The 24,983-nt window shown below is 62.9% G+C and carries 23 protein-coding genes; 9 read left to right on the forward strand and 14 right to left on the reverse strand.

Features of this window, described 5'->3' with window-relative positions; all coding sequences use genetic code 11:
- Nucleotides 1-46 precede the first annotated feature (46 nt).
- Nucleotides 47-412, reverse strand: coding sequence for an MOSC domain-containing protein (locus tag Q7S20_06895; GenBank protein ID MDO8501553.1), 366 nt, complete (start codon nucleotides 410-412; stop codon nucleotides 47-49).
- Nucleotides 409-1,566: a hypothetical protein gene (locus Q7S20_06900; GenBank protein MDO8501554.1), complete on the reverse strand. Its 1,158-nt coding sequence runs from the start codon at nucleotides 1,564-1,566 to the stop codon at nucleotides 409-411. Before Q7S20_06900 ends, Q7S20_06895 begins: the two co-directional genes overlap by 4 nt.
- Before the next feature lie 75 nt (nucleotides 1,567-1,641).
- Between Q7S20_06900 and Q7S20_06905 the strand changes: the two genes are divergently transcribed.
- The gene (locus tag Q7S20_06905) at nucleotides 1,642-3,123 is read left to right on the forward strand and encodes an ATP-dependent DNA helicase RecQ (GenBank protein ID MDO8501555.1); all 1,482 of its coding nucleotides are present in this window, start codon (nucleotides 1,642-1,644) and stop codon (nucleotides 3,121-3,123) included.
- Between the two features lie 38 nt (nucleotides 3,124-3,161).
- Here the strand turns inward: Q7S20_06905 and Q7S20_06910 are convergent, their stop codons facing one another.
- The 4 genes from Q7S20_06910 to Q7S20_06925 are packed head-to-tail and all read right to left on the reverse strand — an operon-like array spanning nucleotide 3,162 to nucleotide 6,493.
- The gene (locus tag Q7S20_06910) at nucleotides 3,162-3,596 is read right to left on the reverse strand and encodes an OsmC family peroxiredoxin (GenBank protein MDO8501556.1); all 435 of its coding nucleotides are present in this window, start codon (nucleotides 3,594-3,596) and stop codon (nucleotides 3,162-3,164) included.
- Between the two features lie 25 nt (nucleotides 3,597-3,621).
- The gene (locus Q7S20_06915; protein MDO8501557.1) at nucleotides 3,622-4,752 is read right to left on the reverse strand and encodes an ABC transporter permease; all 1,131 of its coding nucleotides are present in this window, start codon (nucleotides 4,750-4,752) and stop codon (nucleotides 3,622-3,624) included.
- Nucleotides 4,749-5,531: an ABC transporter ATP-binding protein gene (locus Q7S20_06920; protein ID MDO8501558.1), complete on the reverse strand. Its 783-nt coding sequence runs from the start codon at nucleotides 5,529-5,531 to the stop codon at nucleotides 4,749-4,751. The genes Q7S20_06915 and Q7S20_06920 overlap by 4 nt, the downstream gene beginning before the upstream one ends.
- Entirely contained in the window at nucleotides 5,528-6,493 is a 966-nt protein-coding gene (locus tag Q7S20_06925) for an efflux RND transporter periplasmic adaptor subunit (protein MDO8501559.1), read from the reverse strand. Before Q7S20_06925 ends, Q7S20_06920 begins: the two co-directional genes overlap by 4 nt.
- A gap of 62 nt (nucleotides 6,494-6,555) precedes the next feature.
- On the opposite strand from Q7S20_06925, the gene Q7S20_06930 reads away from it, so the two are divergent.
- Both Q7S20_06930 and Q7S20_06935 read left to right on the forward strand, forming a co-directional pair.
- Nucleotides 6,556-6,972, forward strand: coding sequence for a SufE family protein (locus Q7S20_06930; GenBank protein MDO8501560.1), 417 nt, complete (start codon nucleotides 6,556-6,558; stop codon nucleotides 6,970-6,972).
- Nucleotides 6,973-7,055: 83 nt separating this feature from the next.
- Nucleotides 7,056-7,493, forward strand: a complete 438-nt coding sequence (locus Q7S20_06935; protein MDO8501561.1) for a DUF6526 family protein — start codon at nucleotides 7,056-7,058, stop codon at nucleotides 7,491-7,493.
- A gap of 39 nt (nucleotides 7,494-7,532) precedes the next feature.
- On the opposite strand, the gene Q7S20_06940 is transcribed toward Q7S20_06935, so the two are convergent.
- The 4 genes from Q7S20_06940 to Q7S20_06955 form a co-directional block, all read right to left on the reverse strand.
- Nucleotides 7,533-8,024 (reverse strand): hypothetical protein, encoded by a 492-nt coding sequence (locus Q7S20_06940; GenBank protein MDO8501562.1) that lies wholly within the window; start codon nucleotides 8,022-8,024, stop codon nucleotides 7,533-7,535.
- 38 nt (nucleotides 8,025-8,062) lie between these two features.
- The gene (locus Q7S20_06945; protein ID MDO8501563.1) at nucleotides 8,063-8,680 is read right to left on the reverse strand and encodes a DNA-3-methyladenine glycosylase; all 618 of its coding nucleotides are present in this window, start codon (nucleotides 8,678-8,680) and stop codon (nucleotides 8,063-8,065) included.
- Nucleotides 8,681-9,049, reverse strand: a complete 369-nt coding sequence (locus tag Q7S20_06950) for a hypothetical protein (protein MDO8501564.1) — start codon at nucleotides 9,047-9,049, stop codon at nucleotides 8,681-8,683. It abuts the gene before it with no gap.
- Nucleotides 9,050-9,146: 97 nt separating this feature from the next.
- Nucleotides 9,147-10,496 (reverse strand): hypothetical protein, encoded by a 1,350-nt coding sequence (locus tag Q7S20_06955; protein ID MDO8501565.1) that lies wholly within the window; start codon nucleotides 10,494-10,496, stop codon nucleotides 9,147-9,149.
- A gap of 168 nt (nucleotides 10,497-10,664) precedes the next feature.
- Between Q7S20_06955 and Q7S20_06960 the strand changes: the two genes are divergently transcribed.
- On the forward strand, nucleotides 10,665-12,173 hold the full coding sequence (locus Q7S20_06960; GenBank protein ID MDO8501566.1) for a hypothetical protein: 1,509 nt from the start codon (nucleotides 10,665-10,667) through the stop codon (nucleotides 12,171-12,173).
- Here the strand turns inward: Q7S20_06960 and Q7S20_06965 are convergent.
- Together Q7S20_06965 and Q7S20_06970 are read right to left on the reverse strand one after the other, a co-directional pair.
- Nucleotides 12,166-13,566, reverse strand: coding sequence for a M28 family metallopeptidase (locus Q7S20_06965; GenBank protein MDO8501567.1), 1,401 nt, complete (start codon nucleotides 13,564-13,566; stop codon nucleotides 12,166-12,168). The two genes, Q7S20_06960 and Q7S20_06965, sit on opposite strands and share 8 nt — an antisense overlap.
- 34 nt (nucleotides 13,567-13,600) lie before the next feature.
- Nucleotides 13,601-15,337: a HAMP domain-containing sensor histidine kinase gene (locus Q7S20_06970; GenBank protein MDO8501568.1), complete on the reverse strand. Its 1,737-nt coding sequence runs from the start codon at nucleotides 15,335-15,337 to the stop codon at nucleotides 13,601-13,603.
- A 218-nt stretch (nucleotides 15,338-15,555) separates the two neighbouring features.
- On the opposite strand from Q7S20_06970, the gene Q7S20_06975 reads away from it, so the two are divergent.
- Together Q7S20_06975 and Q7S20_06980 are read left to right on the forward strand one after the other, a co-directional pair.
- A complete protein-coding gene (locus Q7S20_06975; protein ID MDO8501569.1) occupies nucleotides 15,556-15,897 on the forward strand; it encodes a hypothetical protein in 342 nt (113 codons plus the stop codon).
- 25 nt (nucleotides 15,898-15,922) lie between these two features.
- Nucleotides 15,923-16,939 (forward strand): aldo/keto reductase family protein, encoded by a 1,017-nt coding sequence (locus Q7S20_06980; protein ID MDO8501570.1) that lies wholly within the window; start codon nucleotides 15,923-15,925, stop codon nucleotides 16,937-16,939.
- Nucleotides 16,940-17,040: 101 nt separating this feature from the next.
- Here Q7S20_06980 and Q7S20_06985 read toward each other — a convergent pair whose 3' ends face one another.
- The gene (locus Q7S20_06985; GenBank protein MDO8501571.1) at nucleotides 17,041-19,536 is read right to left on the reverse strand and encodes a PAS domain-containing protein; all 2,496 of its coding nucleotides are present in this window, start codon (nucleotides 19,534-19,536) and stop codon (nucleotides 17,041-17,043) included.
- 193 nt (nucleotides 19,537-19,729) lie between these two features.
- Between Q7S20_06985 and Q7S20_06990 the strand changes: the two genes are divergently transcribed.
- Complete coding sequence (locus tag Q7S20_06990; GenBank protein MDO8501572.1) at nucleotides 19,730-20,938, forward strand: peptidoglycan-binding domain-containing protein; 1,209 nt, start codon at nucleotides 19,730-19,732, stop codon at nucleotides 20,936-20,938.
- Nucleotides 20,939-20,992: 54 nt separating this feature from the next.
- Here the strand turns inward: Q7S20_06990 and Q7S20_06995 are convergent, their stop codons facing one another.
- Entirely contained in the window at nucleotides 20,993-21,157 is a 165-nt protein-coding gene (locus tag Q7S20_06995; protein MDO8501573.1) for a hypothetical protein, read from the reverse strand.
- 284 nt (nucleotides 21,158-21,441) lie between these two features.
- Between Q7S20_06995 and Q7S20_07000 the strand changes: the two genes are divergently transcribed.
- Nucleotides 21,442-21,933 carry a YbhB/YbcL family Raf kinase inhibitor-like protein gene (locus tag Q7S20_07000; GenBank protein ID MDO8501574.1) on the forward strand — a complete coding sequence of 164 codons (492 nt, stop codon included), beginning with the start codon at nucleotides 21,442-21,444 and terminating at the stop codon, nucleotides 21,931-21,933.
- Between the two features lie 9 nt (nucleotides 21,934-21,942).
- Entirely contained in the window at nucleotides 21,943-24,876 is a 2,934-nt protein-coding gene (locus Q7S20_07005) for a UvrD-helicase domain-containing protein (protein ID MDO8501575.1), read from the forward strand.
- The last annotated feature ends 107 nt before the right edge of the window (nucleotides 24,877-24,983 follow it).

The raw sequence follows: 24,983 nt of genomic DNA on the forward strand, positions 1-24,983 counted from the left end.
GCGACCGGCCTGGCGCGTAAGGGGCGCCGGACGGGTTGGATTGCACTTACCTATTCAAGAGTGGGACCGCTTTTCGCGGGTCCCTTACGATAGAAGGGACTCCAGCCACCCTTTTGCCTTCATCCCTGACGGCGTCAGGGTGACCTGGGGTCACCAGATCCCAGTCGAGTCCGGATATGGTGAGATTCTCGCCAGTCGTCCCGGTCCCGATCGGATGACCTTCCTCCTGCAGGGCACGGATCCGCTCCACCGAGAATATGCATACCGCGCGGTCCGGCCCGCCGTGGTGCCTGGTGTCGGCCTGGCTGTCGCCGAACAACCCGTAAGTCGTGACGAGAGCTTCGGGCATCGGAAGCTTGGGAACTCCGCCCGCCGAGCAGTTGATCGAGAAAAGCAGTCCGCTTTCCGTCACCCGTCTCCTGCCATCATCAGTCGCACCGGTATGCCGCCGTTGGTGGTCCTGAACACCTCTCGTAACTCGACCCTCAGCTGTGCGTCGAGCAATTTGTCCGCAGAAAGTAGCGCCATCCGGTATCCGTGCGCACGATTCCGCAGAATTTTGCCGAGCTGGGAGTAGAGATTCCTCAGCGGGCCCGATTCGCCGACCCGAAGGCCGTACGGAGGATTGGTGACGATCCATCCGGGCTGGTCCGGGATCTCCGCCGCAGACACCGCGTGTTTGCCGATCTCGATGTCCCCTTCCACACCGGCCCGTGCGGCGTTCGCCTTCGCCGCCTCCACTGCACCGGCATCCCGGTCTGACGCAATGATCGGCCCCGGCGCCTTCGACAGCTGTGACTCCCTCGCCGCGGCAATCGAATCCTCCCACGCGTCCGCGTCGTGATTCGGCCAGTTTTCGAACGCGAATCTCCGCCCGATACCCGGTGCCATTTGCCGCGCCATCATCGCGCCCTCTATGGCGATCGTCCCCGAGCCGCACATCGGGTCCACCAGCGGGCTGACGCGATCCCATTCGCTCCCCGCGAGCATCGCCGCGGCGATCGTCTCGCGAAGGGGTGCTTTCGCCACCGCCTGTCTGTATCCGCGCCGATGCAGCAGCGCACCCGAGCTGTCAGCGCTCACCGTGCAGACGTCGTGAGCGATGCGAACGATGAAGAGCTGTCCGGCGGCGTCTCCACCGTCGTCAACATCGTCACCGGTCTCGTCCTCCACTTTCTTCGCCCCCAACTGGCGCTCCGCGGCCTTCGCCAGTCGCTCCGCCACAGCGTCGGAGTGGTACAGCCGCGACTTCTTGCAGGTGACGCGAAACCGCACCTGCTCACCCGCGGAGACAAAGCGCGCCCAGTCCATTCGCTTGGCGCGGCGCTCCAGCTCGTGAAAGCTGCTGGCGTGAAATTCGTCCATGCGAACGATCACGCGGTTCGCGATGCGCGACCAGAGATTGACCCGCCTCACATCGGCCACCGTGCCGGTGAACGACACTCCCCCCGGAGTTGTCGTTCCACGAGGGAGATTCAGCTGGCGCAGCTCCTCCGCCAGAAGTCCTTCCAGTCCAGGCGCAGTCATCGCGAACAGTTGCAGCGAACCCTTCGATTTCGATTTCACCTCACAAAGCTACCGAACCGCTCCGTTCGATGAACATGACCCAGCGGAATGCTTCATGCGAATGCCGGATACGTGATGATGAAGGCAAACAAGGCCGAGGCCCGTGCTCTGCTGCGCGAGCGCTTTGGCCATGATGATTTTCGCAGAGGCCAGTGGGAGCCGATCAAAGCCGTGCTCGATGGCCGCGACGCACTCGTCGTGATGCCAACGGGCAGCGGCAAGTCGGTCATCTACCAGCTTGCGGCGCTCGCCCAGCCCGGCCTCACCGTTGTCGTTAGTCCGCTGATCGCGCTGATGAAGGATCAACAGGACAAGCTGTCGGCACAGGGTGTTGATGCTGTCGCGATGCATTCGCATCTTTCGACCGGCGAGGCGCGTGAGGCGCACCGGCAGATCGAGGCTGGCGAAGGCGAGCTGCTCTACCTCACGCCAGAGCGATTCAAGGATCGCGATTTCTTCGAGCGGCTGATGTCGCGCCACGTCGGACTCTTCGTGATAGATGAAGCGCACTGCGTGAGCCAGTGGGGACACGACTTCCGTCCCGATTACCTCAGTCTCGGCTCCATCGCCAAGCGGCTGGGAAGGCCGCCGATAGTGGCACTCACGGCGACCGCGACGCAGGAAGTGCAGGACGACATCGTCCGCCAGCTCGGGATGCAGGATCCGCACGTCACGATTACCGGCTTCGCGCGCCCGAATCTGCGATTCGAAGTCCGGCGCACAGTCAACGACGGGATCAAGGACACGATCGTCGAGCAGATCCTCACCGAGAGCGAGGGCTCGGGCGTGATCTACGTGGCGACCGTCAGGGAAGCGGAGCGTCTCTACAAGCAGTTCTCCGAACGCCACAGCGTCGGCCTGTATCATGGCAGGCGTCCCGCCGCCGACCGCAAACAGGTGCAGGATGCGTTCATGAACGGCGACATCAAGGCCATAATCGCCACCAACGCGTTCGGGCTCGGCATAGATAAGCAGGGCATCCGCTTCGTCGTGCATTACCACTTCCCCGGCTCGATCGAGTCTTACTACCAGGAAGCCGGCCGCGCGGGACGTGATGGCCTCCCCGCGACGTGCACAGTTCTCTACAGGGTGGAGGACCGCCGCATCCAGTCCTACTTTCTGGGCGGCAAATACCCGGAGGTCGAGGAAGCCGCCAAGGTCGCGCTCGCGCTCGAGAAGTACCCGCTCGACACACCGGTGCTGCTCAGCGACATCACCGACATCACCGAAGTCCCTCAGCGCAAGGCGAAGATCGTGTTCGCACTCCTCAAGCGCCACGGACTGGTGCGCGAGCACCGCGGCGGCCGCTGGCAACGTCTCCAGGACAACCTCACGTCATGCGACCTGAGCAATGACCTCACCGACTACGAGGAGCGCCGCGCCAACGATCAGAAGAAGCTTCGCACAATCATAGACTTCTGCCAGACCACCGGCTGCCGCACGCGATTCATCCTGGAGCACTTCGGAGAAGATGTCTCGAGCGACTGGTCGTGCGGCAACTGCGATGCGTGCGACGCACGGGCCATCTGGAATTCGGGAGAGATGCGTATCGCCTGACCAGGCGCCCGAGGTTGCCCGGATTTCGGCCCTTTGCCTCAGGCGCCAACCAGACTCGCGTTCAATGTCAGCTCGACGTTTCCATGAAACGCCTTCGATACCGGACACCCGGTGAGCATTGCGTTGGCAATCTCCTGGAACTTAGCCTGGTCAACACCGGGAACCGTCGCCTTCACGTCGAGGTGAATCTTCGATATGCGGAACCCGCCATCGGCGGCTTCAACCGTGCACGCGGCTTCCGTCTCGACGCTTGCCGGCGGTGTGCCGTTCTTCTCCAGCCCTCCGCTCAGCGCCATGCTGTAGCACGCGGCCTCAGCGGCGGCTAAGAGTTCCTCCGGGTTCGAGCCAACTCCGCTCTCGAAGCGCGAGCTGAAGTTGTACTGCCCGCCGATCGATCCGCTCTCACCCTTGAAGCTTCCTTTTCCACCCTTGAGGCCACCTTCCCACCTTGCACTCGATTTCCGCGTTGGCATTCTGGATTACCCAGTTTCAATGTCGCTACTGCACCGTCTTCGAGAACCTGATCACACTGAACGTGATCAGCGCGACGGCGAACACGGAAAGCACGAGAGTTTCGTGCCACAGGTGGCTGAACCCGATGCCCCGCAGGAGAATGCCCCGCAGAATTTCGAGGTAGTACGTGAGCGGAAGGGCGAGCCCCAGCCACTGGGCAGCTACCGGCATCGCATCCCTCGGAAACATGAATCCCGAGAGCAGGATGTTCGGCATCAGAAAGAACACGCTGAGCTGCATCGCCTGGATCTGCGTCTTCACCATGGTCGATATGAGAAGCCCGATCGCCAGGTTCGCGACGATGAAAGTGGCGCTCAACACGTACAACAGCAGAAGGCTTCCTCTTACCGGCACGTTGAACATCAGCTTGCCGATTATCAGCACGCTCGTCATCTGCACGTACGCCACGATGACGAACGGAACCAGCTTCCCGAGGATGATGCTCGTCTTGCTGATCGGCGTCACTACGAGCTGCTCGAAGGTGCCCCGCTCGCGCTCGCGCACCACCGCGATCGCCGTGATCATCAACAGGGTCAGACTGAGCAGCACGCCGATCAGGCCGGGCACGATGTACACCTCGCTTCGCAGAGCCGGATTGTACCACGGCCGCACTCGCACCTCGAGCGGCAGCGGCCTGCTCGCCGCGGCGGGATTCAGCGCCATCGCCCGCACCGATGCCGCGAGCGACGCACCGCCGATCGCCGCAGATGATGCCAGCGGATCGGCTGCGTCCACGATCACCTGCGCCTGCGCCGTACGGCCACGCTTGATGTCCTTCTGGAAATCCGGTGGGATCACGATCGCCGCTCGCGCGCGCCCCGACTCGATCGCACCCTTCACCTCATCGTAGCTCGAAACGGACCCGATAACGCGAAAGTTCTGCGTCTGCTCCATGACCGCTACGAGCGCACGGCTCTCCAGGGAATGCGAATAGTCCAGCACCACCATCGGCAGATGACGCACCTCCATCCGAATGGCATACCCGAACATCAGCAGCTGAATCACAGGAAGCACGAACATCAGCGCGAACGTCAGCCGGTCGCGCCGCATCTGGATGAACTCCTTTCGCAGCATCGGCCAGATGGTGCTTCCGCGCAGTGTATCCCGCGGCGTCAAACGCCCACCCCCTCGTCACGCCGCTGAAGCTCGATGAACACGTCCTCGATGCTCTTCTGCCCGAACTGCCGCGTCACTTCATCGGTCGTCCCCAGCGCGATGAGATGACCCCTCGAAAGAAATGCGACACGCTGGCATTTCTCCGCCTCATCCATGTAATGAGTGGTGACGAGAATCGTCGTCCCGTTCTTCGCCAGGCCGTAGATGATGTCCCAGAACCTCCGCCGCGCCGCGGGATCCACTCCCGCCGTCGGCTCGTCGAGGAAGAGAACCACCGGCTTGTGAGCGATCGCGCACGCCAGCGCCAGGCGCTGCTTGAACCCGCCGCTGAGCGCGGACACCATCTGGTCCTTTCGCTCCACCAGATCCAACTCCGATAAGAGCCCGGCGATTCTGTCCTTCCTTGCCTTCCCCTTGAGTCCGTACACGGCCGCGTAGAAATCCAGGTTCTCGAGAGCAGTCATGTCGTCGTATAAACCGAACTTCTGCGACATGTAGCCGATGTTCCTGCGGATCTCCTCCGATTGTGTGCGCACGTCGAACCCGGCGACTGTCGCCGACCCCGACGTTGGCTCGAGCAGCCCGCACAGCATCCGGATCGTCGTCGTCTTGCCAGACCCGTTCGGGCCGAGCATTCCGACCACCTCGCCCTTCGTGACTGTCAGCGTGAGATCTTCCACCGCGACGAGCGACCCGAATTCCCGGCGGAGGTGATCGAGCTTGATAGCGGGTGCGGAATCGGCTGTCCCACGGTCGGCTTTTCCGGCAGGGGAAGTCACGTCCGGGGACTGCTCCTCGGTATCGTCACCGTCACGGGGAGTCCGGGCCTGAGCGCACCTGACGCATCCTCGAATTCCACCTTCACGCCGAAGGTCATGTCCGCACGCTCTTCTTCCGTCAGCGCAACACGCGGAGTGAACTCCGCTTTCCTGTTGATCGCGACGACTCGTCCATTGAACGAGCGGCCCGGCAGTCCGTCCAGGACTGCGTGCGCCGGACTGCCCACTTTCACATTCGGCACGTCGAGCGCGTTGACATAGACTCGCACCCACGGCCGCTTCACATCGCCGAGCGTCACCGCCGACTGTCCTTGCGTCACTGTTTCGCCCGGCTCGACGTTCCGGCTCATCACGACTCCATTTACCGGCGCGAGCAGCGTCAGCGCATCCACCGACGCGCGTCCCGCGGAAAGATTCGCCTGCGCGCCGGCAACTTCCGCCCGCGCGGCCTCAACCCGCTCGCGCGTGGCGCCTTGCCGGAGCAGAATCACCGACTGCCTCGCCGCATCGCGCCGCGCCGCCGACCCGCGCGACCCCGTGACCGCCGCCTCCATCTGCTGCTGCGAGATCGCGCCGGCTGCGTAGAGCCGCCTCGCCCGCGTCGCGTCATCTGACAACCTCTTCGCTTCCGCCTCGAGCCCCTGCAGCTCCGCCTCAGCGCGGGCGATTTCCGGCGCTCGCGCACCTCGCTCCACCTCGCCGAGGCCCGCTGTGGATTCCGCTACACGCGCCGCTCGCTGCTGAATGTCCGCGGCCGACGTTGGTTGGCTGAGCACGACCAGCGTGTCGCCCGCGCGAACCGAGTCACCGTCCTGCACAAGCACGCGGTCCACCCGCGCGGTCATGAGCGGCGCGATGTCCATCTCCACGATCTCGAGCGTACCGTTCGCAACGATCGAGTCGGAGCCTGCACGACTGCAGCCAGCAAGGGCTACGGCGACCAGCCAGAAAACGCGCTTCATCGGTTAGATTCCACTCCATGCAGGATGCGACTGCAGGCGCCATCCCACCTTCGATCGATCGCGTGCTACGACTCTTCCGCTCGATGGGACGCGAGGAGAAGATGCAGGCGCTCGTGCAATATTCCAAGAAGCTCGAGCCCCTTCCCGCGCGATTGCGCGATCTCGATCGCGCGGCATTCACGGTTCCCGAGTGCCAGACAAGGGTGGACATCATCCCTGAAGTGGTGGATGGAAAGATGCATTTCCACGCCGACCTCAACGCCCGCCAGTCGCCGACGATCGCCGCGGTCCTCGCCATCGTCTTCGCCGCGGTGAATGGGCAGCCGCCTTCCGCCACGCTCGCCATTCCTCCCGATTTCGTGCGCACGCTCATGGAAAGCATCGGACTGGGCGCACGGGAGGCCGGCCTCAACGCGATGATTGGCCGCCTCAAGCGCTACGCCGCCGAGGCCGCTGCCCTCCCCGCGGGCAACGGGTAACGGGCAACGGGCAACGGGTAACGGGCAACGGGCAACGGGTAGCGGGTAGCGGTAACTTCAAGCAACTCCAATCAGGGGAATACATGGCCCGCACGGCCCAGACCTACGCCAACCACCGCCGGCTCCTGCCACCGGTGCACTTCTTCGTCATTCCTGTCCTCCTCATCAACGTTGGCGTCGAGATAGCGCGTCTCAACAAGTACCGCACACCCTATCACGTGTGGATGGTCGTCGTCACTCTGGCACTCCTTGTCCTTGGATTCACCGCGCGCAGCATGGCGCTGGCTGCGCAGGACCGCACCATCCGGCTCGAGGAACGATTGCGGCTCGCAGCTCTCCTGCCCGCGGACCAGCGCGCCCGCATCAATGACCTGACCCCGCACCAGCTCATTGGCATTCGGTTCGCCTCAGACGAAGAGGTACCCGCGCTCGTGCAGCGTTGCCTGGCCGGCGAGCTTCGCTCCACGGACGATGTGAAGAAAGTCGTGAAGAGCTGGCGTCCCGACTATTTGAGGGTGTAGCTACTCCCCGGAGTGTGTGTCTTCATCGATTGATGAGATCTACGCCATCAGCGACGCATGCCATGAGTCCGCCGCGCGCGACCTGAACCGGGCGCGCCATTCGCCGAGCGTGATGACGGAGACATCGTAGACCTCGGTGTCGTCGTCTATTTCTTTGCGCGAAGCCAGCAGCGCGAATTCCTCCCGCGTCACCGCGTGGATCGCTCCATCACGCCCGCGATAGTACACGAGCCCGCTCGTCACCACTCGTGCCCCGATCTCCGGCTCCAGCGCCTTGAGACTCCGGAACAGCCCGTCAATCGAGCACCCCGACGCCCCTTCCCGCTCCTGGTCCACCGCGATAGTCAGAAATCGCCCGTCCTCCCACCGCCGCGCCGACGACAACGGTGCGCCGTGCGCCTTCCATTGGGCCAGAAACTGGTCCACCGCACCAAGCAGCTTCTTCTGCCCTTCGGCGCCAATCTCCCGATCCGCCCCATAAACCCATACGCGCGCCGAATCCGGCAGCGCGTCAAAATTCACGACAGGCATTGTCACTCAGCTTGTAGAAGTTTTTCCCTGGCAGAAACTTACACCTCCAGCACTCTCCACATGTACCACGATGCGACTGTGCGGTACGGCGCCCACTTCGCCCCGCGCGTTAGCACCTGCTTCGGCGTTGGCAGCTTGCGCATCCGGTATGCTTTCTGGATTCCCTTCTGTACGCCGAGGTCGAGCTCGGGGAGAACGTCAGGCCGTCCCAGCCGGAACATGAGGAACATCTGCGCGCTCCACCGGCCGATCCCTTTCACCTGCGTCAGCGCGGTTACGATCTCGTCGTCGCTCAGCTCGTGCAGCGATTCCACGGGGAGCGACCCGTCCAGTACGTGCTCCGCCAGGTTCCTGACGTAGTTCGCTTTCGCATTGGACAAGCCCGCTTCGCGTAGCGCGTCATGCGACGTGGCGACAATTCTCCCCGGTGCTTCGGCGCCGTCGCCGATCAGTGTCAGGACACGTCTGTGAATCGTCGCCGCTGCCTTGCCGGAGAGTTGCTGATAGACGATGGACCGCACGACAGCATCGAAGTGTGTCCATTCGGTGCGCGGGACGAGCGTGCATCGCCCGACCTTGTCTATCACGTCCGACATGACGGGATCCACGCGGCGCAGGTGCGCGAGCGCCTTGCGATGAGGTGAGGCCGGGCTCAACTACTTGCCAGCGCCCGAACTGCGCACAAAGGTGATGGTGTCATAGCTCGTGTTGACGGCGAAGATTCCGCGCATCCTGTCCGGCTCGACGAGCGCACCCTCAAACTTCCCCGCGCCGAGGAGCTCGAGCTCAACCTGCGCGATCGTGTTGCGCCCGATGAGGTTGCCAAACGCGTCGCAGGGGATGTCCGGATAGCAGCCGCCTCCCCCGCCATCACCTCGAGCCGACCACTTCCCGCTCACGATTCCCTGCGGCTCCTGAATCAGCTCCAGGCGGAAGTTGGACAGCGTGTAGAGGTGCGCATTGGCCGTCCACACACCCGCCAGATTGGAGGTCGCCGGTGTCGTCGGCTCAGGCGCGCACGCCACGGCTAGCGGCAGTGCGATCGCGGTTAATGCGATTGCAGCGCGTCTGAAATTGTGTCTTCTGCAAATCTTCACACCCAATTATCGCCGGTAGCGCGCGTCAGAACCAGCACACCTGATTCCTTCCGGACAGCGGCAGCGGCTCCCGGTTGAGCCGCAGCTCCACCAGCGTCGTCGTGAACGGAAAGAAGAACTTGGTCCCTTTGTCGTCCACCAGTGATGATATGTCGAGCTCCGCATCCCACTTCCCGTCGTCCGATGCATCCGCCGGCCCATCGCTCGCGTCGCTCCCGTATCCCTGGTATCCCACCAGCTGCGACCCCGATGACGCCATTACCCGTATCCACAGGTTTTCCAGACGATCCGGGTTCACCTTCGACAGGTTCACGTGAAAGCATCGGAGACTGCTGTCCCCCCTGTACGTGTGTACGTCCACGTCGAACGGCCGAACCTCGCTCGCCCTCCCCTTCGCCGTCCGCGTGAACAGCTGCACGTTGTAGTCGGTGATCGCGTCGCCTCTCTCGTCAATGGCGCGGATCACGAATTGCTGCCACGCGTCCATCTTTTTCACCGCGGACGCGGTCCGCTTCGCCGCCTGCTCGTACCAGTCGGAATACGTTGCGGCGCTGTTGACCGCGAGTGCTGCCTCCACGAAATCGGCGAGGTCCTCTCCCGGATCGCTCAGAATGGTCGAGTGGTTCCTTCCTTCCACAGGCACCAGCGGGGCGTCCACATTCTTCCAGGGCGCCACCGATACGCGTTTCTCCGCGCCTGGCCTCGCCGGATCCTGCGTCAGATCCAGCACGATCTTCCGGGTGTTGAGCGCGCATCCCGACCAACGCACCGTTCCATCGGTCGCCGGCTCCTGCACCAATTTCCTGATTCCCGAGTACGAGCCGTTCCCGCAAAAGATGAACACGTATGGAGTGCGCTTCGTCGGACCGTAGAACGTGTCCTCTCCCAGCATGTCCTCGTGCGCCAGGTCCCACGTGAATCGCCCGGCAAGCTCGAGCCCGTCGAGAATCCTGTCGCCCGCCTCGAGAAAATCGGGCCCGAGCTGCCGGTTGCCCTTGAACAGCGCGCCGAGCCAGCTCCTTCCCTTGTGCGCGAGTGGAGACCCGAATGTCGCCGGCGCCAGTCCGATCAGATGCTTCAGACGCTCGCGACGCCCCGCGTATGCGGAGAGCCATGCGCGAATCACGAGCATCCCCGTCGAATGCACGATCACATCGAATGGCTCGTCGGCATCGAGCCCCGCCCGCATTCTCAGCGCTCGATCGAACCCCTCGGCGATGTCGCGAATCGTCACCTCGTTCGTGAGCGATCTGTAGTTGCAGGCGTGGATGGAGGTGACGTCGAATCCGCGCGATTCGAGCACCGTTTTCCACGGATCGAACGCCGCGGCGGCATCGGAGTATCCATGCACCAGCACGACGGGGGTTTTCGGCACGCGTTGGGCTCCCGGCAAAGGCCTGGCTACAGATGTTCAGCTTTCTGGAACGATCTCCCGGCGCGGGTATATTACTACCGACACGCGAGTCACCACCACGTAATTCAGTCTGCCCGTCCACGCGACAGGTTGGCTGTTTCTGTGCCTTTCACCCGCAGGAGCAAGTTGATGAAAGCTTTTTATTGGAGCCTCTTTGCAGCCGCTACTATAGTAAGCGCGGCGCCCGCGTTCGCGCAGACGCCTCCGGCCGCACCGACAGGCCCGCAATGCGAGATCGAGCAGGGCAAGCCGCAGTCGATTGCCCGCGCCATGCTCTCCCTCACGCGCGCCAATGCCCTGATGAAGGGTGGCGATCCCACGAAAGACCTGAAGAGCATTATCTCGACGCTCAATGCGCCGAACTTCAAGAACGAGAACCCGGTCGGACGCGCTTTCATGCTCGCTTCGGCTTACGTGTTACTCCTCGAGCAGCCCGGCATCCAGGCCGTCTCGCCCCGCGGAGCCATTGGGCTCGCCACTGATCCGTCCGGCACGATTGACATCTTCGCCGCAGCTGACTCCGCCATCACGATTGTCGAGCAGAGCTCGCCCGCGTGCGCGGCCTACATGGCGCCGTTCCGCCAGCAGAAGGCGTGGCTCAACGTCACCAACGCCGCCATCAACGCGCTCAACGCCAACCAGCTCGACTCGGCCGAGATCTTCGCCAGGCGCTCGCTGACGCTCGACCGCAAGTCGCCTTACGCGTACACCGTCCTCGCCAGCATCGCCAGGAACCACAAGAACTATCCGGCGATGATGGAATACTCCAAGCAGGTGATCGCCGCCGCCGGTACCGACACCACCTATGCCGATGTGAGAGAGCGCGCACTGTACGACCTTGCGACCACGACCACCGAGCGCGCGAACGCCGCAACCGGCGCCGGGAAGAAGACCCTCGCCCGTGAGACAATCGCCTTGTGGACCGAGCTCGCCGGCTCGAAGGACAACGTCCAGGGCACTATCGCGATCAGCAACCTTCAAAAGATGTACATCGCGGCCGGCGACAGCGCGCAGATTGGAAAGATCTACGCGCCGCTCATCGCCGAGCCGGCAAAGTACTCGGAGGGCGCGTTCCTCCAGGCCGGAGTCGTCGCGTCGCAGTTCAAGCGCGCCGATGACGCTGCGCTTCTTTTCGAGCACGTCATCGCCAGGAACCCGTACTCGCGCGATGGACTGAACAACGTCGCCGCCAGCTACCTCCAGGTTGGTGAGACGGACAAGGTGACGCCGATCATTGACCGCCTCGTCGCGCTCGATCCGAACAACCCCGACAACTACATGCTCTACGCCTACACATATGTCGGCAAGTTGAAGAAGAAGTCCGACGCGAAGACGACCAGGATGTACAACGATTCGCTCGTCTTCTGGAACTCGAAGGCCGAGAAAATGCCCGTGAAGGTCGCGTTCACCGAGTTCTCCCGTAACAGCGAGGGCACCACTCTCGCCGGCACAATCGAGAACCTCGGCGCCGCGGCGAAGACCTACACGCTGGTCGTGGATTTCCTCGACGTGAAGGGCACGGTGCTCTTCACCGAGACCGCCACTGTGGGCCCCGTCGCTCCGAAGGCCACGAAGGATTTCCGCATCAGGAACGCGAAGACGGGCGTGGCTGCCTACCGGTACAAGTCGGTCATCTGATCGCCGCTCTCGGCAGTGTCCCCGGCATGTCCGCGACGACGTACGCCGTCACCGCCATCAACGCCACGACTTCCGCCATCTCGCGCGGACTCAGCTTGTCCATCGTGTCCGCGCTGCTGTGATGGTACCAGAAGTACTTCGTGCCATCCACCGTCGGTGACATCGCCGGAACTCCGAGCGCGTTGAGCGGCGCAGTATCAGCATCGGACCCGCCATTGCTCGCAGCCGTTGCACCGAATGACGAGAATAGCGACGCGATGTCGGTCGCCATTCCGAGCCCGCCCTCGCCGGCGGATATGCCGAGGCCGAGCGGCTTGAAGGCACCGTTGTCCGATTCCATCGCCATCACGTGCTTGTCCAGCTCGGACTTGTGAGCGTCGCGATACCCGGTTCCACCGCGGCTTCCGTTCTCCTCGTTGGTCCAAAGCACCACGCGAACCGTGCGTCTGGGCTTGAGACCCAATCGCTTGATGAGCTTCACCGCTTCCCACGCGGCCACACTCCCGCTACCGTCGTCCATCGCGCCCTGGCCCACATCCCACGAATCGATGTGTCCGCCGAGCACGACGACTTCATCGGGCTTCTCCGACCCAACGACCTCAGCGACGACGTTGCGCGACAACGCATCAGGCAGAGTCTGCGCCGACATGCGCAGCGTCACCACGACCTTCTCGCCGCGGTCCACCATCCGGTGCACCATCATCGCGTCCTCGACGCTCAGGGCAGCAGCCGGAATCTTCACGACCGTCGAGTCATAGCCCATCGCGCCAGTGTGCGGGTTCTGCATCGAGAACGACGACACGCTCCGGATTAGCGCCGCCACTGCTCCGGCCTTCGCCGCCGCCACCGCCGCGCCTCCACGATATCGCACGGTCTGTCCATAGTTCGTGAAGGGCACGTCGAACAGCACGATCTTCCCCTTCGCCTCAGTCGCCCGCCTCGTCAGCTCGTCGAAGTCGTTCACGACCATCACCTGCGCGGTGATTCCCTTTGTCGGAGTCCGGACGCTGCGGCCGAGCCCGATCATGTGCAACCGCGCCGCGCGCGGGCCCATCAGCTCCGCGGACTCCTCGCCGCGCACCCACTTCGGAACCATTACCGGCTCGCCGCGCACATTCTGCAGCCCGTCGCTTTTCATCTGGGCAAGAATCCAGTCTATCGCCGCCTCAAGACTCTCCGATCCGCTGAGACGCGGGCCGAACTTGTCGGTAAGCAGCGCCAGCCGGTTCCATGCCGAGCTGTCGGCAAGCGCGGCCGCGATCATCCTGTCGGCGGTCGCGCGGTACGCGTTCGCCAGCGGCGTCGCCGTGGGCTGCTGCGCAGGCGCGGATTGCGCAACCAGAAACGTCAGCACCGAAATACCGCTGACGCACACGAACATGCGGTTCTTCATCCGTCTTCTCTTTGAATGGGTTATGACGTGCAGATCATCCGGCACGCAGATGCATGACACGCTCCGGCAGCGCCACGATGTGCGGTGCCTTGGTTGGAAGGGTGACGGTGAATATCGTGCCTCCACCCGGCGTGCTCATTACCGTTATGTCGCCGCCAAGGAGATTGGCGAGCCGCCGGGTTACCGTGAGCCCGAGCCCGGTGCCTGTCGCGCGGCGAGTGGCCTTCTGCTCCACCTGCCAGAAAGGATCGAATATCCGGTGGACGTGCTCCTGATTGATGCCGATCCCGGTGTCACTCACCGTCAGCCGGAGCTCCTTCCCGGTAACTGCGCCCGCAACGGTGACCGACCCGGTATCCGTAAACTTCACCGCGTTGGAGAGAAGATTCACGAGAATCTGTCGCACCTTCGTGGAATCGCTCTCCACCGTCACTCCCGGACCCGGCGACTCGACGCGCAGCTCCAGATCCTTCGCCTTCGCGAGCGGCTCCACGATCTCGGCGACGTCGTTCAACATCTCCTCCACATCCATCGGCTCCGGCGTCACCGTCTCACGCCCCGCGTCGAGACGCGTGAACGTCAGGATCTCATCAATCAGCGACAGTAGATGCCTGGCGCTCACCTTGATCCTGCCCAGCTGCTGCCCCTGCGCTTCGGTGACAGGACCGGTTATCCCGTCGGCGAGCAGCTCCTGGTATCCCATGATCGCCGCTAAAGGCGTGCGCAGCTCATGCGACATGACAGCGAGGAAATCGCTCTTCGCTCCGTTCGCGCTTTCGGCCTCCGCCCGTGCTGCTTCCGCCTGCGTCATCGCCGCTTCGGCCTCGGCCCGCGCCTTCTCCGCCGCGTCCTTCGCCTCGCGCTCGGCCACGAACAGCTCGCCGCGTTTCCTGTCAGTCTCACGCAGCACGCGCGCACTCCACGCGATAAGAAGCAGGAATGCCACCATGTCGGCCACGGAGACGAGCGAAGCGCCGAGCCGCTGCCCGAACATGGCGTGCTTCTCGGCCGCGAATCTCAGTGTGGACAGAATGAATGGCACCAGCACCGCGCCGGGCAGCAGCCGTCGTGCCACGAATCCCGCCGCTCCATCGTCAACGATCAGCGCCGGCACTCCGCGCTCCAGCTGGGAAAAGAGCAGTCCCGAACCCAGCAGCAGGAACGTCACCGCGCAGGAGATCGCCATCCCTGAGAGTACCTGGAAGCTGTAGAAGTCGCGCACGCCGAACAGGTGTCCCACCAGCGCGATGAACGCGATGATGATCGTAAGCGTGGCGAAGATCTGCGATCTGAGACCGCGCGACTTCCTGTCGCCGTCGAGTAACAGTATTCCCTGTCCGAACATCACGAACGCGATCGCGACGTTGATCGCCATTCTCTGGGACGCATCGAGCGTCCCCGCCGGAGACTTGGCCCGGAACCAGAGCATGTCTATGTTCGATCGCCAGTCAAGCGCGTACTCGAAGACCACGAACAGCGTGACGAGCGCGACCACCCCGGCCAGAATCCGTGAGACATAGGTCGCCGCTCTCGAATCGCGCCGCTGCGCTACGACCAGGCTCAGTCCCGACAAGACGAAGCACGCCGCCACGAGCGGCACCATGACGACACTGCCGGTGGCGCCGACACCAAACTCTCCCCATCCCATTCCCAACGCGCCGAGCGATGCCGCGCCGATCAGGGCCGTGATTGCCCCCAGCACGCCGGGCATCAGCGTGAAGAAGCGGAGTATCCGTCGGAGATCCACGCGCGCGATCGCGGGCAGAAGCATGCTTATGGTCTCACCAGCCCTTTCGCGTCCTTAGATCGGTGATCTGGCCCACGTGGTGTGCGCCGTGGTCGCTGTAGATGTCGAGGTCTGCCCCGGCCTTCGGAGCATTTTTCAGACCCGAAATAATACCTTCCCCGCGCGCCGTGTAATAGAGCCGGAGGCCTCATTTCGGCAAGCAGAAATTTTGCTCCATTTCCTGAGACCTGATCGGAGTAGCCATGATTCCGCGCGGCGAAGTCGGGCTCGTCTTCGCGCGAATGGGGCTCGCCACCGGCGCGTTGACCGCACATCTCTACAGCGCCGTGACGATGATGGTCCTCGTAACAACATTCATGATGCCACCGCTGCTCGCCAGAATGGCGAAGGGAGCCAGACCGCCTGCCCACCCGGGAGACCGTCGCGGCGACGGAGGCATTGACGATCTCGTTTCCGGCGCGGACCGCGACAAGGTACTTCCCGGAATCACCCACCCACTTGAGCGCGCGCCTCATCAGATCCCTCCAGGGGAAGCCCGGTCAGTCGAGCGCTCTGACGTAGATATGTGTTTACCGATCGGCTAGCGCGAAACGTGCTATTCTCTCCGTCATGCGATACAGACAGCTCGGAAGCAGCGATCTACAGGTATCCGAGATCTCGCTCGGATCGTGGCTCACCTACGGCGTGGGTGTGGACGACTCCAACGCGCGCGCATGTGTCGACCGCGCATTCGACCTCGGCATCAATCTCATAGACACCGCCAACATCTATGGGAAGGGCGCCGCCGAGTCGTTCCTCGGGAGGGCGCTGAAGGGTCGCGATCGATCGAGCTACGTGCTTGCAACCAAGCTGTACTTCCCGATGACAGAGACCGACCGGGGCCTTTCCGCCGCGCAGATCTGCAAGCAGATAGGCGCTTCGCTCCAGCGGCTGAACACCGATTACGTGGATCTGTATCAGTGTCATCGCTATGACGTGCACACTCCGCTCGACGAGACCATGCACGCTCTGACGGACATCGTCCGCCAGGGGAAGGCGCGTTATATCGGATTCAGCGAATGGAACGCCGAGCAGATCGCGGCCGCGCTGGCGATGCCTGGGGTGGAGAAATTCGTGAGCAGCCAGCCGCAGTACTCGATGCTGTGGCGCCAGCCGGAGGAAGAAGTGATTCCTCTCTGCGCGGCGAACGGCATCGGCCAGATCGTGTGGTCCCCGCTGGCGCAGGGAGTGCTGACCGGAAAGTATCTCCCCGGCCAGCCGCCCCCGCCCGATTCGCGCGCGGCGAGCCCCGAGATGAACACGTTCTGGGGCGACGATCTCAAGAGCGACACGACTCTCACTGTCGTGCAGGAGCTGCGTCCCATCGCCTCGCGGCTGGGCATCACCATGGCGCAGCTCGCGCTGGCGTGGGTCTTGAGGGAGCCGAATGTGTCGAGCGCGATCGTCGGCGCGAGCCGTCCTCAGCAGGTGGACGACAACGTCGCCGCGTCGGGGGTGATCATCCCGCAGGACGAGCTGGACGAGATCGACAGAATTCTCGAGCCGGTTCTCGCCACATTCCGGGGGACACAGCCGCCACCCCGCAGGGAGGCGGGCCCGCTAAATCGGAAAGACGCGATTACCTGATGAGCCAAGCCTCCGCGAGCTGTATCATTCTCCCGTCACCTTCGCCGTACCCGGTTATCCCTTCTGCCGGTGCGCCGCCCTGTTGTTGTCGAAACACGCCGTCACGCCGGCGTGAAAATCGACGGTGTTCCCGCGCTTTGCCCCGCGTCGAGAAGTCCGCGAATCCTCAGCAGCAGCGCGTCATTCGTGAACGGCTTCCTGATAATTGCGCCCGCTGATCCTTCCCCGGTGACATCGACTTCGTCTTCCGAATAGCCCGACATGAAGAGGATGGGGATCGCGGCGTTGCGGCGCCTCACCTGAGTCGCCAACTCCTTCCCGCTCATTCCCGGCATTGACATGTCGGTCAGGATGATATCCATCCGCTCCGGCGTTGCGTCGAAAATGGAGATTGCTTCGACGCCATTGAAAGCCTCGATGACATGGTAGCCGACTCCGCTGAGCATCCGGCTCACCACGGTCCGTACTGCATCCTGGTCCTCGACAAGCAGGATCGTCTCGCTGCCTCCACGGGCGCCCGGAAGGGGTACCGCCGCCGGGTCCTGTTCCAGTTCGCTCTCTACCTCCGGCAGATAGACCTTGAATGTCGTCCCACGGCCGAGCTCGCTTTCCGCCTCGATGTGTCCGCCGCTTTCCCGAACTATTCCGTACACGATCGAGAGGCCGAGGCCGGTACCCTTCCCCTGCTCTTTCGTCGTGAAGAACGGCTCGAAGATCCGCGCCTGTGTTTCACGGGTCATTCCATGTCCCGTGTCGCTCACCGACAGCATCGCGTACCTGCCTTCCGGCTGACCCCAGGAAGTCGCGACGTCAGGACCGAGAACGGCGTTCGCCGTCTCGATCCGCAACATTCCTCCGCCGGGCATCGCGTCGCACGCGTTGACGACGAGGTTCATCAGCACCTGCTCGATCTGTCCGGGGTCCGCGCGCACGTACCAGATATCCTTCTCGAGCCGGGTACGGATCTCGATGTTGTCGCCGACCAGACGATTGACCATCAGCTTGAGACTTTCGACGCTCGCGTTGAGATCGACTGTCTGGAGCTCCGCTTCCTGCCGCCTGCTGAATACGAGCAGCTGCCTGGTGAGGGATGCCGCCTTCTCGGCGGCTCTTTTGATCTCCTCGACGTCGGCACGGTCGGAGGCGCGGTCGGAGGCGCCGTCGGTGAAACTCTTGAGTAGAAACTCGCTGTACGTCGTGATGACAGTCAGGATGTTGTTGAAGTCATGGGCGATCCCGCCGGCGAGTCTTCCCAGCGCTTCCATCTTCTGCGCCTGGCGGAGCTGCCCGGTGAGGGTGTTCCATTCGGTGATGTCCTGCACGCTGCCCATCATTCGCGTCGCGCACCCGGCATTATCGAGAATCACCCGCCCGATACCGTGAAGAACCCGCGTTCCGCCGCTGCCGTCGCTGATGCGGTAATCATGAGCGTACGACTCTCCGGTCTGCACGCTTCGCTGAATGGTGCTACGGACATTGTCGACGTCATCGGGGTGCACCCTGCTCAGGAAGTCCCCGATATTCAGCGGCCGACCGGGTTCCACTCCGAACATGCGGTAAAGCTCGTCCGACCAATGCACCACGTCAGTCTTGATATCCCGTTCCCAGCTACCCAGATGGGCGAGCTTTTCCGTTGCGGCGAGGAGCGCTTCCCGCGTCTGGATCTCCTCGCGGTCGCGCACCCGCTGGGTGATGTCCCGGGCGATGATGAGCACCTCGTTGACCGCCGCCTCGCCGCTGAACCGGTTACACCCGCACCTGAGCCAGTGGATTTCGCCGTCGCTCGAGCGATATCGCACGTCGAAATCGCGCCTCATTCCATCCGCCAGAGTCGCCTGAATTTCCGCAGTCGACGCGGCGCGATCCTCATCGTCGAGGAGGTCCACGAATCCCAGACCCACGACTTCGCCTTCCGCACGGCCAGTGAGGATGTGCGTCGCCTCGTTGGCGGAGGTGATCTTCCCACCGACATCGGTGGTTATGATCCATTCCGGTGCAGTCTTGACGATCAGCTGGTAATGCCTTTCCGCGCGTTTGATGATGTCGATGAACCTGAACTCGATATAGACCCCTGATAACAGAGCCGTCGTTCCAAGGAGGGCTGCCGAGAAAGCAAGCATGTAATTGCCATCGATCGACTGTGCGCCGAGGATGGACCAGGAGGGGCCGACCCCCATGGCCTGCGCGAGAATTCCGCCAATGAAGGCAATTGCCGCGTACACCGCGACTATCCAGGCGCGCCGGCGCGGAAGCGCGACGAAGGCGGCCGTGGCTACTACACTGTGAATCACCGACCCCATCCACCACATCCCTCCGAAGGCGATGTAGATAACCGTGAGAAATGTTATGTCAAAGAGGAATCCGACGAGATGAAGTCGGTCCAGCCAGCGGACAGTCAGCGTTCGCCCGAGAACCTTTTGATGCAGGGCGACAACCGTGATGTACGCAACGAAGGCCGCGAACACTTCGTTGGGAACCGGCGCGCCAAGCGCGCGCATCAGCAGCACCGCCGCGGCGAACAGGGTGACGAGCGCCAGACGGTGGATGTTCGTCGTGGCCGTACGTGCGAGTGCGACCGACGTCGCGGAGTTGATCATTACCGAGCCCTGCTGTGAACATGTTCCTGCGGGGAAATCCACGATACAGGTGCTGGGGCGGGAAAGCCAGCAATTTGTAAGTCCACCCTTCGACGCTATTTTGCGTCCCGGAAAGCGTCAACCTGGGTTTCAGGTATGCCTTTTGAAAGGGAAGTGAGGAGATGGACCCCCCACACCCGGCAGGAGGCATCAAATGCAATCATGCAAACCGAACCTGATACCCCGCGCAGCGTTATGCGCCATGTTGTCACTCTTCGCGGTATCTACGGTTTCCGCGCAGACCCGCGTCGTGCTTCCACGAGGCACAGTCATTCTCGTCACTACGCAGACTCCGATCGAGTCGTCTTCAGCGCGAGTCGGACAGACGTTCGAGACAGTGGTTGCCGATATTGTCGTCGTCGAGAACTACACGGTAATCCCCGCCAATAGCCGGATTCGCGGAGCGATCACCTTCGTGCAGCCGGCGAATCGCCAGCAGTCCGGCGTAATCGAAGTTGACTTCGACCGGCTGACTCTCCCGGACGGCACATCGTACGCCATTCAGGGAAAACTCACCAGCACCGATCCGGTCGAGCGTCGACAGATCGAGTCCAGCTCGAACCAGAGAGTGGTTCTCGTCGGCGGCCGCGGTGGAATCGGTGCTGCAATCGCCGGCGCCGGATCGCAGAACAGTTCCACGTCCGGCCTGCTCGGCGCACTTGGCACGCTGCTTTCCGAGGGTCGCAACGTGAGCCTACCAGCAGGCACGCAGCTCGCTGTTCAGTTCGAGCAGAGCCTGTCGCTGCGCTCGCGCGGAACCGTTCTCGCACCCGATGCGGCGACGATCTACACGTCGGCAGACATGATCCGCGCAGCGCAGCGCGCACTCGCGCAGCTGAACTACTTCCGCGGCGCGATTGATGGACAGCTCACGTATGCGACACAGCGCGCTCTGTTCGAGTATCAGAGCGACAAGGGACTCACGCCGACCGGCAATCTCGACTGGCGTACGGCGCAAGCGCTGGGCCTCTCAGTCGCGACAGGCACATCGGGCAGTACCTCGTTATCCATCGAGGAAGCGTCGTTGCTAAGACGTAATGCCCAATCCCTCGTCGGCAGGGAACGCCAGGAGCTTTCGATAACCGGAGTCGGCCGTCTCGATTCGCGGCGGGCATACACCGAGGCCGATGTAGAGCTCTGGTTCGCCCTCTCGGCATTCGCCGACAATGCATCGCTCTACGAGCAGATCGTACGAAGTGCGCCCAGCTCCGCCGCATCCGGGATCGCCGGACGGTCACTGATCGCTGCAGCGCGGCGGGTGGATGCCGCGATACAGCAGGCACGAATATCGTCGGTTGTAAGGAACGCCTGGGCGTCGATGCGCGCGCAGCTCGCGGGGATAGACGCGAGCTACGGCGGATGATTCTTGAACGGCGGCACTACGGAACTTGGAACTACCCGCGCGCAGTCTCGAGCCCTATTGTCCGCGAAGCCCGGACTTCTTCGATGTCGCATGCGGCTTGGTGCCCCGATTTGGCACAACCGGCGCCGGCTCATGCTTGTGTGACGCGTCCTGGACGTTCGGAACGGGAGCGCGTTTCGTCGAGAAGTCGGGAATGGAGCGAGGTCCCTTTTTCTTCATAGTTCCTTCCCTGAATCGTTCATTTGTAAGATAGCCACAGCGGAGGACGAGCGTCACCCGGGATCCATCCCGATTCCCTCTGGACATCAGGTTTCCGGCCCACGGATTGCAGATCGGAACGCGATACGTCGGATCACTCCGGCTTTCCTCGAGGACAAATGCCCAGCATGACACGACTCGCTGCGGTTCCGTTACTCGCGCTCTTATCTGTTGCATGTAGCGACGGCTCGCGAACCGCCAGTGACACCGCATCGGTCGCACCTTCAGTCAGCGGAGATACATCAATGAGCACGGCTAAATCATCGCTCACACTCACCTCGTCCGCGTTCGCCCCGAACGACGCGATTCCCACGCGCTACACCTGCGAAGGCGACGACATCTCGCCACCACTCGAGTGGAGCGGCGCTCCGGCCGGAACGAAGAGCTTCGCGCTGATAATGGACGATCCCGATGCACCGGATCCCGCCAAGCCGCAGCGTGTCTACGTGCATTGGGTCGTATACAACCTCCTGCCCGACGCCACCGGCCTGACCGAAAACGCATCGAAATCGGCTTTGCCCGTCGGAGCCGCGCAGGGAAACAACGACTGGAAGAAGCCACAGTACGGCGGTCCATGCCCTCCCATCGGCAGGCACCGCTATTTCTTCAAGCTCTACGCACTTGATACCACCCTGACCGACTTGTCTGCACCGACCAAGGCCGACCTCGAGAGCGCAATGCAGCGACACATTCTCGCTCAGGCGGAGCTGATCGGCACGTACCAGAAGACGAAGTAACCGCAGTCATTGGCAGCCGTCCCTCCACCTCCGCTTAGTCCGGCCGCGGTCCCCGCACCTCACACGGCGTCCGACTCACAGCGCTCGGCCATCGAAGCCGAGCCCGGACCGCTGCTTGTTCTCGCGGGACCTGGGGCGGGTAAGACTTTCTGCCTGATCGAGCGGATCCGGTTCCTCGTCGAGGAGCGCGGATTCGATCCGGCTCGAATCTGCGCCTTCACATTCACCAACAAAGCGGCTGGCGAGATCTCATCGCGCCTCGAGCGATTCCTCGGCGACCACGCGCAGCGCATAAAGCGCGGAACGATTCACGCCCTTTGCGCCGAGCTCCTTCGCGAGTTCGTCACCGACGCAGGGCTCCAGCCCGGGTTCGGAATCGCCGACGAAGCGTACCAGTTGCTCGTCCTCCGCCGTGTCGAAGGATACCGGAAGTGGCATCGGACCACTCTCACCCGCTTCGCCGCCCATCGCTTCCGCTCCGACTCGCTTCGCGCCAACGATCGCGCGGTGTACGACGCCTACCGGGACTTCCTGGAGCGCCGCAACCTCGTTGACTTCGACATGCTCGTGCTCAAGACCGCCGAGCTGCTGCACAACGACGCCATCGCCGAAACGGTCCGCAGCCGCTGGGATTGCATCCTCGTGGACGAGTTCCAGGACCTCAACACCGTCCAGTACTCGATCATCCGCGCGCTCGGCACAGGACACAGGAATGTCTTCGCCGTTGGCGACGACGAGCAATCCATCTACTCGTGGGCCGGCGCCGATCCGCGAGTGTTCGTCAGCTTCGTGAACGACTTCGGCGTGTCCACCAAGGCGCAGCTCGGCGAGAATCGTCGGTGTCCGAGAGAGGTGGTCTCCCTCGCGCGGCGACTTCTCACCGCCAACACTCCGATCTTCACCGATCGCCGCCACGCCGAAGCCGACCACGACTCGGCGCATCCGGTGACCGCGCTCAGCTTCACCACGGGTGATGAAGAGATCGCCTGGATCATTGACGACATCAGGCGCGATCGCGACGAGCACGGTCTCGAATGGGGTGACTTCGCTCTGCTCTATCGCACGCACGAGATCGGGTACGCGACCGAAGCAGGCTTTCTCACCGCCGGTGTACCCTGCCGGATGGCGCAGGGTCGCGCGCTCGCCGACGATCCCGTCGTCGCATACGTGATTGGCGCGCTTCGTGTGATCGCTGATCCGAACGATCCGATTCATCAGGAGAATTTTCTCCAGGTAGTTCTTCCCAGGCCGCTCTTCGACGACGCCCGCGCGAAGGCCGAAGAGAGCAAGCAGATGCTTCTTCCTTACCTCGAGGAAATGGCGCGGGGCATGGCGAAGGAGCACGGTGACCGTCGCAAGATCTGGCGCGGCTTCTACGCACTGAAGAACCTCGCCGCGCTTGGATTGCGTCACGACCACATCAGCGCCCTCGTGGACGAGCTGCTTTCTCAACGCGTTGGCGAGTATCGCACCGTGCTCGAGGAGAATCACGACGATCTTTCCGACCCCGCCGAGAACGACGACGTACAGCGGCTCGCCGCGCGGTTGTCGGAGGCGCTCGAGCTTGGTCACACCATCTGGATCCCGCGCCTGGGCGGCATCGAGATCGCTCTCAAGGGCATACTCGGCGGGCTAGGATTGAACCGCGTCCAGCTTGGCGGGCTTCCGCCGGAGAATGCGGTTTCCATCAGTCATTCCGATTGTCCTTCGCTCGGCATCGGACTCGGCCTCTTCAAGGCCGCGCAGCTCGTGCGAAGCGCGACGTTCTCCAATCATTTTCGCGATTTCACCGCAGTGGACACCGAGACCACCGACAAGGACGTGGACAGCGCCGAGGTCGTCGAGATCGCCGCCGTACGCGTACGTGATGGGCGGATCACCGGAGAGTTCCATTCGCTGGTGAAGCCGCGCGTGCCCATCGCCGCCGGTGCGCAGAACGTTCATGGCATCTCCGGGCACGACGTCGCCGAAGCGCCGTATTTCGAGGATGTGTGGCCGGAGTTCCGCGAGTTCTGTGGCCAGGACGTCGTCGTCGCGCACAACGGGTATCAGTTCGACTTCCCGATTCTGCGCCGGATGGCAGGCGCGCTGCACGACGCCGAGCTTTGCACTTACGACACCCTCGTGCTCGCACGGGAGCTCCACTCATCGAGCAGAAAGCTCGAGGATCTCGCCCGCGTTTATGGCATTGACTCGGGCCAGTCGCACCGCGCGCTCGACGACACCAGGACGCTCGCGCTCGTTTTCCTCGCGCTCGGCGACACCAAGGTGGCGCGTGCGCGAAAGACCGCGCTCGACAACCTGCTCGACTATGTCGGCGTCGCTCTCGCATTGAGCGACGACGAGAAGTTATGCGACGAAGCAAAGCGTGTCCGGGAGTTCGCCCGCATATTCGCGCTCGGCCGCTACAGTAATTGTCTCGACGTGTATCGCGCCGAGCGCGAGCAGAGCGGTGACGAGTCCATTCCCACCACCGAAGACCTGATCGAGCTGCTCGGCGGCGCTGACCGGATGTTGCGGCTGCGCACCGAGAAGACCGCCGAGCAGCGCTATCCCGGCGCAATGCTGCGCCTGCGTCCTCTGCTCGACATGTGCGACGGTAAGCCGCTACGGGAAGCGATCGGCGCTTTTCTCGACCGCGTCGTCCTGTCAAAGATGGATGGCGCCGAGCCCGAGTCGTCGCGCGTCAATCTGCTGACGCTGCATTCGACCAAGGGGCTCGAGTTCTCCCGCGTATATATAGTAGGCGCCGAAGACAGCCAGCTTCCTGGTGGAAAAGAGCCGAGCAAGCGCGATGTCGAGGAAGCGCGGCGGCTGCTCTATGTCGGGATGACGCGCACCAAGGACCGGCTTGTGCTCACCCGCGTGGACGAGAGAAACGGCAAGCCGACCGGCGGCCACCAGTTCCTCGACGAGATGGAGCTCGCGCCCACACGCGCGTGACTGTGCGGCGTTCGGCAGATGAAGCTCGCCAACGCATCCTGCCGATATCGGGAAAGTCGACCGTTCTCTCCGGTTGAGCTAAGTGCGCGACTTTGCCGTTCAATCCG

The organism is Gemmatimonadaceae bacterium (assembly GCA_030647905.1).
Classification (GTDB): Bacteria; Gemmatimonadota; Gemmatimonadetes; order Gemmatimonadales; family Gemmatimonadaceae; genus UBA4720.

What these genes read in the sequence shown, in the direction of transcription:
- Q7S20_06905 (MDO8501555.1), top strand. Translation starts at nt 1,642, where the DNA reads ATGATGAAGGCAAACAAGGCCGAGGCCCGTGCTCTGCTGCGCGAGCGC.
- Q7S20_06910 (MDO8501556.1), bottom strand. Translation starts at nt 3,596, where the DNA reads ATGCCAACGCGGAAATCGAGTGCAAGGTGGGAAGGTGGCCTCAAGGGT.
- Q7S20_06925 (MDO8501559.1), bottom strand. Translation starts at nt 6,493, where the DNA reads ATGAAGCGCGTTTTCTGGCTGGTCGCCGTAGCCCTTGCTGGCTGCAGT.
- Q7S20_06935 (MDO8501561.1), top strand. Translation starts at nt 7,056, where the DNA reads ATGGCCCGCACGGCCCAGACCTACGCCAACCACCGCCGGCTCCTGCCA.
- Q7S20_06940 (MDO8501562.1), bottom strand. Translation starts at nt 8,024, where the DNA reads ATGCCTGTCGTGAATTTTGACGCGCTGCCGGATTCGGCGCGCGTATGG.
- Q7S20_06960 (MDO8501566.1), top strand. Translation starts at nt 10,665, where the DNA reads ATGAAAGCTTTTTATTGGAGCCTCTTTGCAGCCGCTACTATAGTAAGC.
- Q7S20_06965 (MDO8501567.1), bottom strand. Translation starts at nt 13,566, where the DNA reads ATGAAGAACCGCATGTTCGTGTGCGTCAGCGGTATTTCGGTGCTGACG.
- Q7S20_06970 (MDO8501568.1), bottom strand. Translation starts at nt 15,337, where the DNA reads ATGCTTCTGCCCGCGATCGCGCGCGTGGATCTCCGACGGATACTCCGC.
- Q7S20_06975 (MDO8501569.1), top strand. Translation starts at nt 15,556, where the DNA reads ATGATTCCGCGCGGCGAAGTCGGGCTCGTCTTCGCGCGAATGGGGCTC.
- Q7S20_06980 (MDO8501570.1), top strand. Translation starts at nt 15,923, where the DNA reads ATGCGATACAGACAGCTCGGAAGCAGCGATCTACAGGTATCCGAGATC.
- Q7S20_06985 (MDO8501571.1), bottom strand. Translation starts at nt 19,536, where the DNA reads ATGATCAACTCCGCGACGTCGGTCGCACTCGCACGTACGGCCACGACG.
- Q7S20_06990 (MDO8501572.1), top strand. Translation starts at nt 19,730, where the DNA reads ATGCAATCATGCAAACCGAACCTGATACCCCGCGCAGCGTTATGCGCC.
- Q7S20_06995 (MDO8501573.1), bottom strand. Translation starts at nt 21,157, where the DNA reads ATGAAGAAAAAGGGACCTCGCTCCATTCCCGACTTCTCGACGAAACGC.
- Q7S20_07000 (MDO8501574.1), top strand. Translation starts at nt 21,442, where the DNA reads ATGAGCACGGCTAAATCATCGCTCACACTCACCTCGTCCGCGTTCGCC.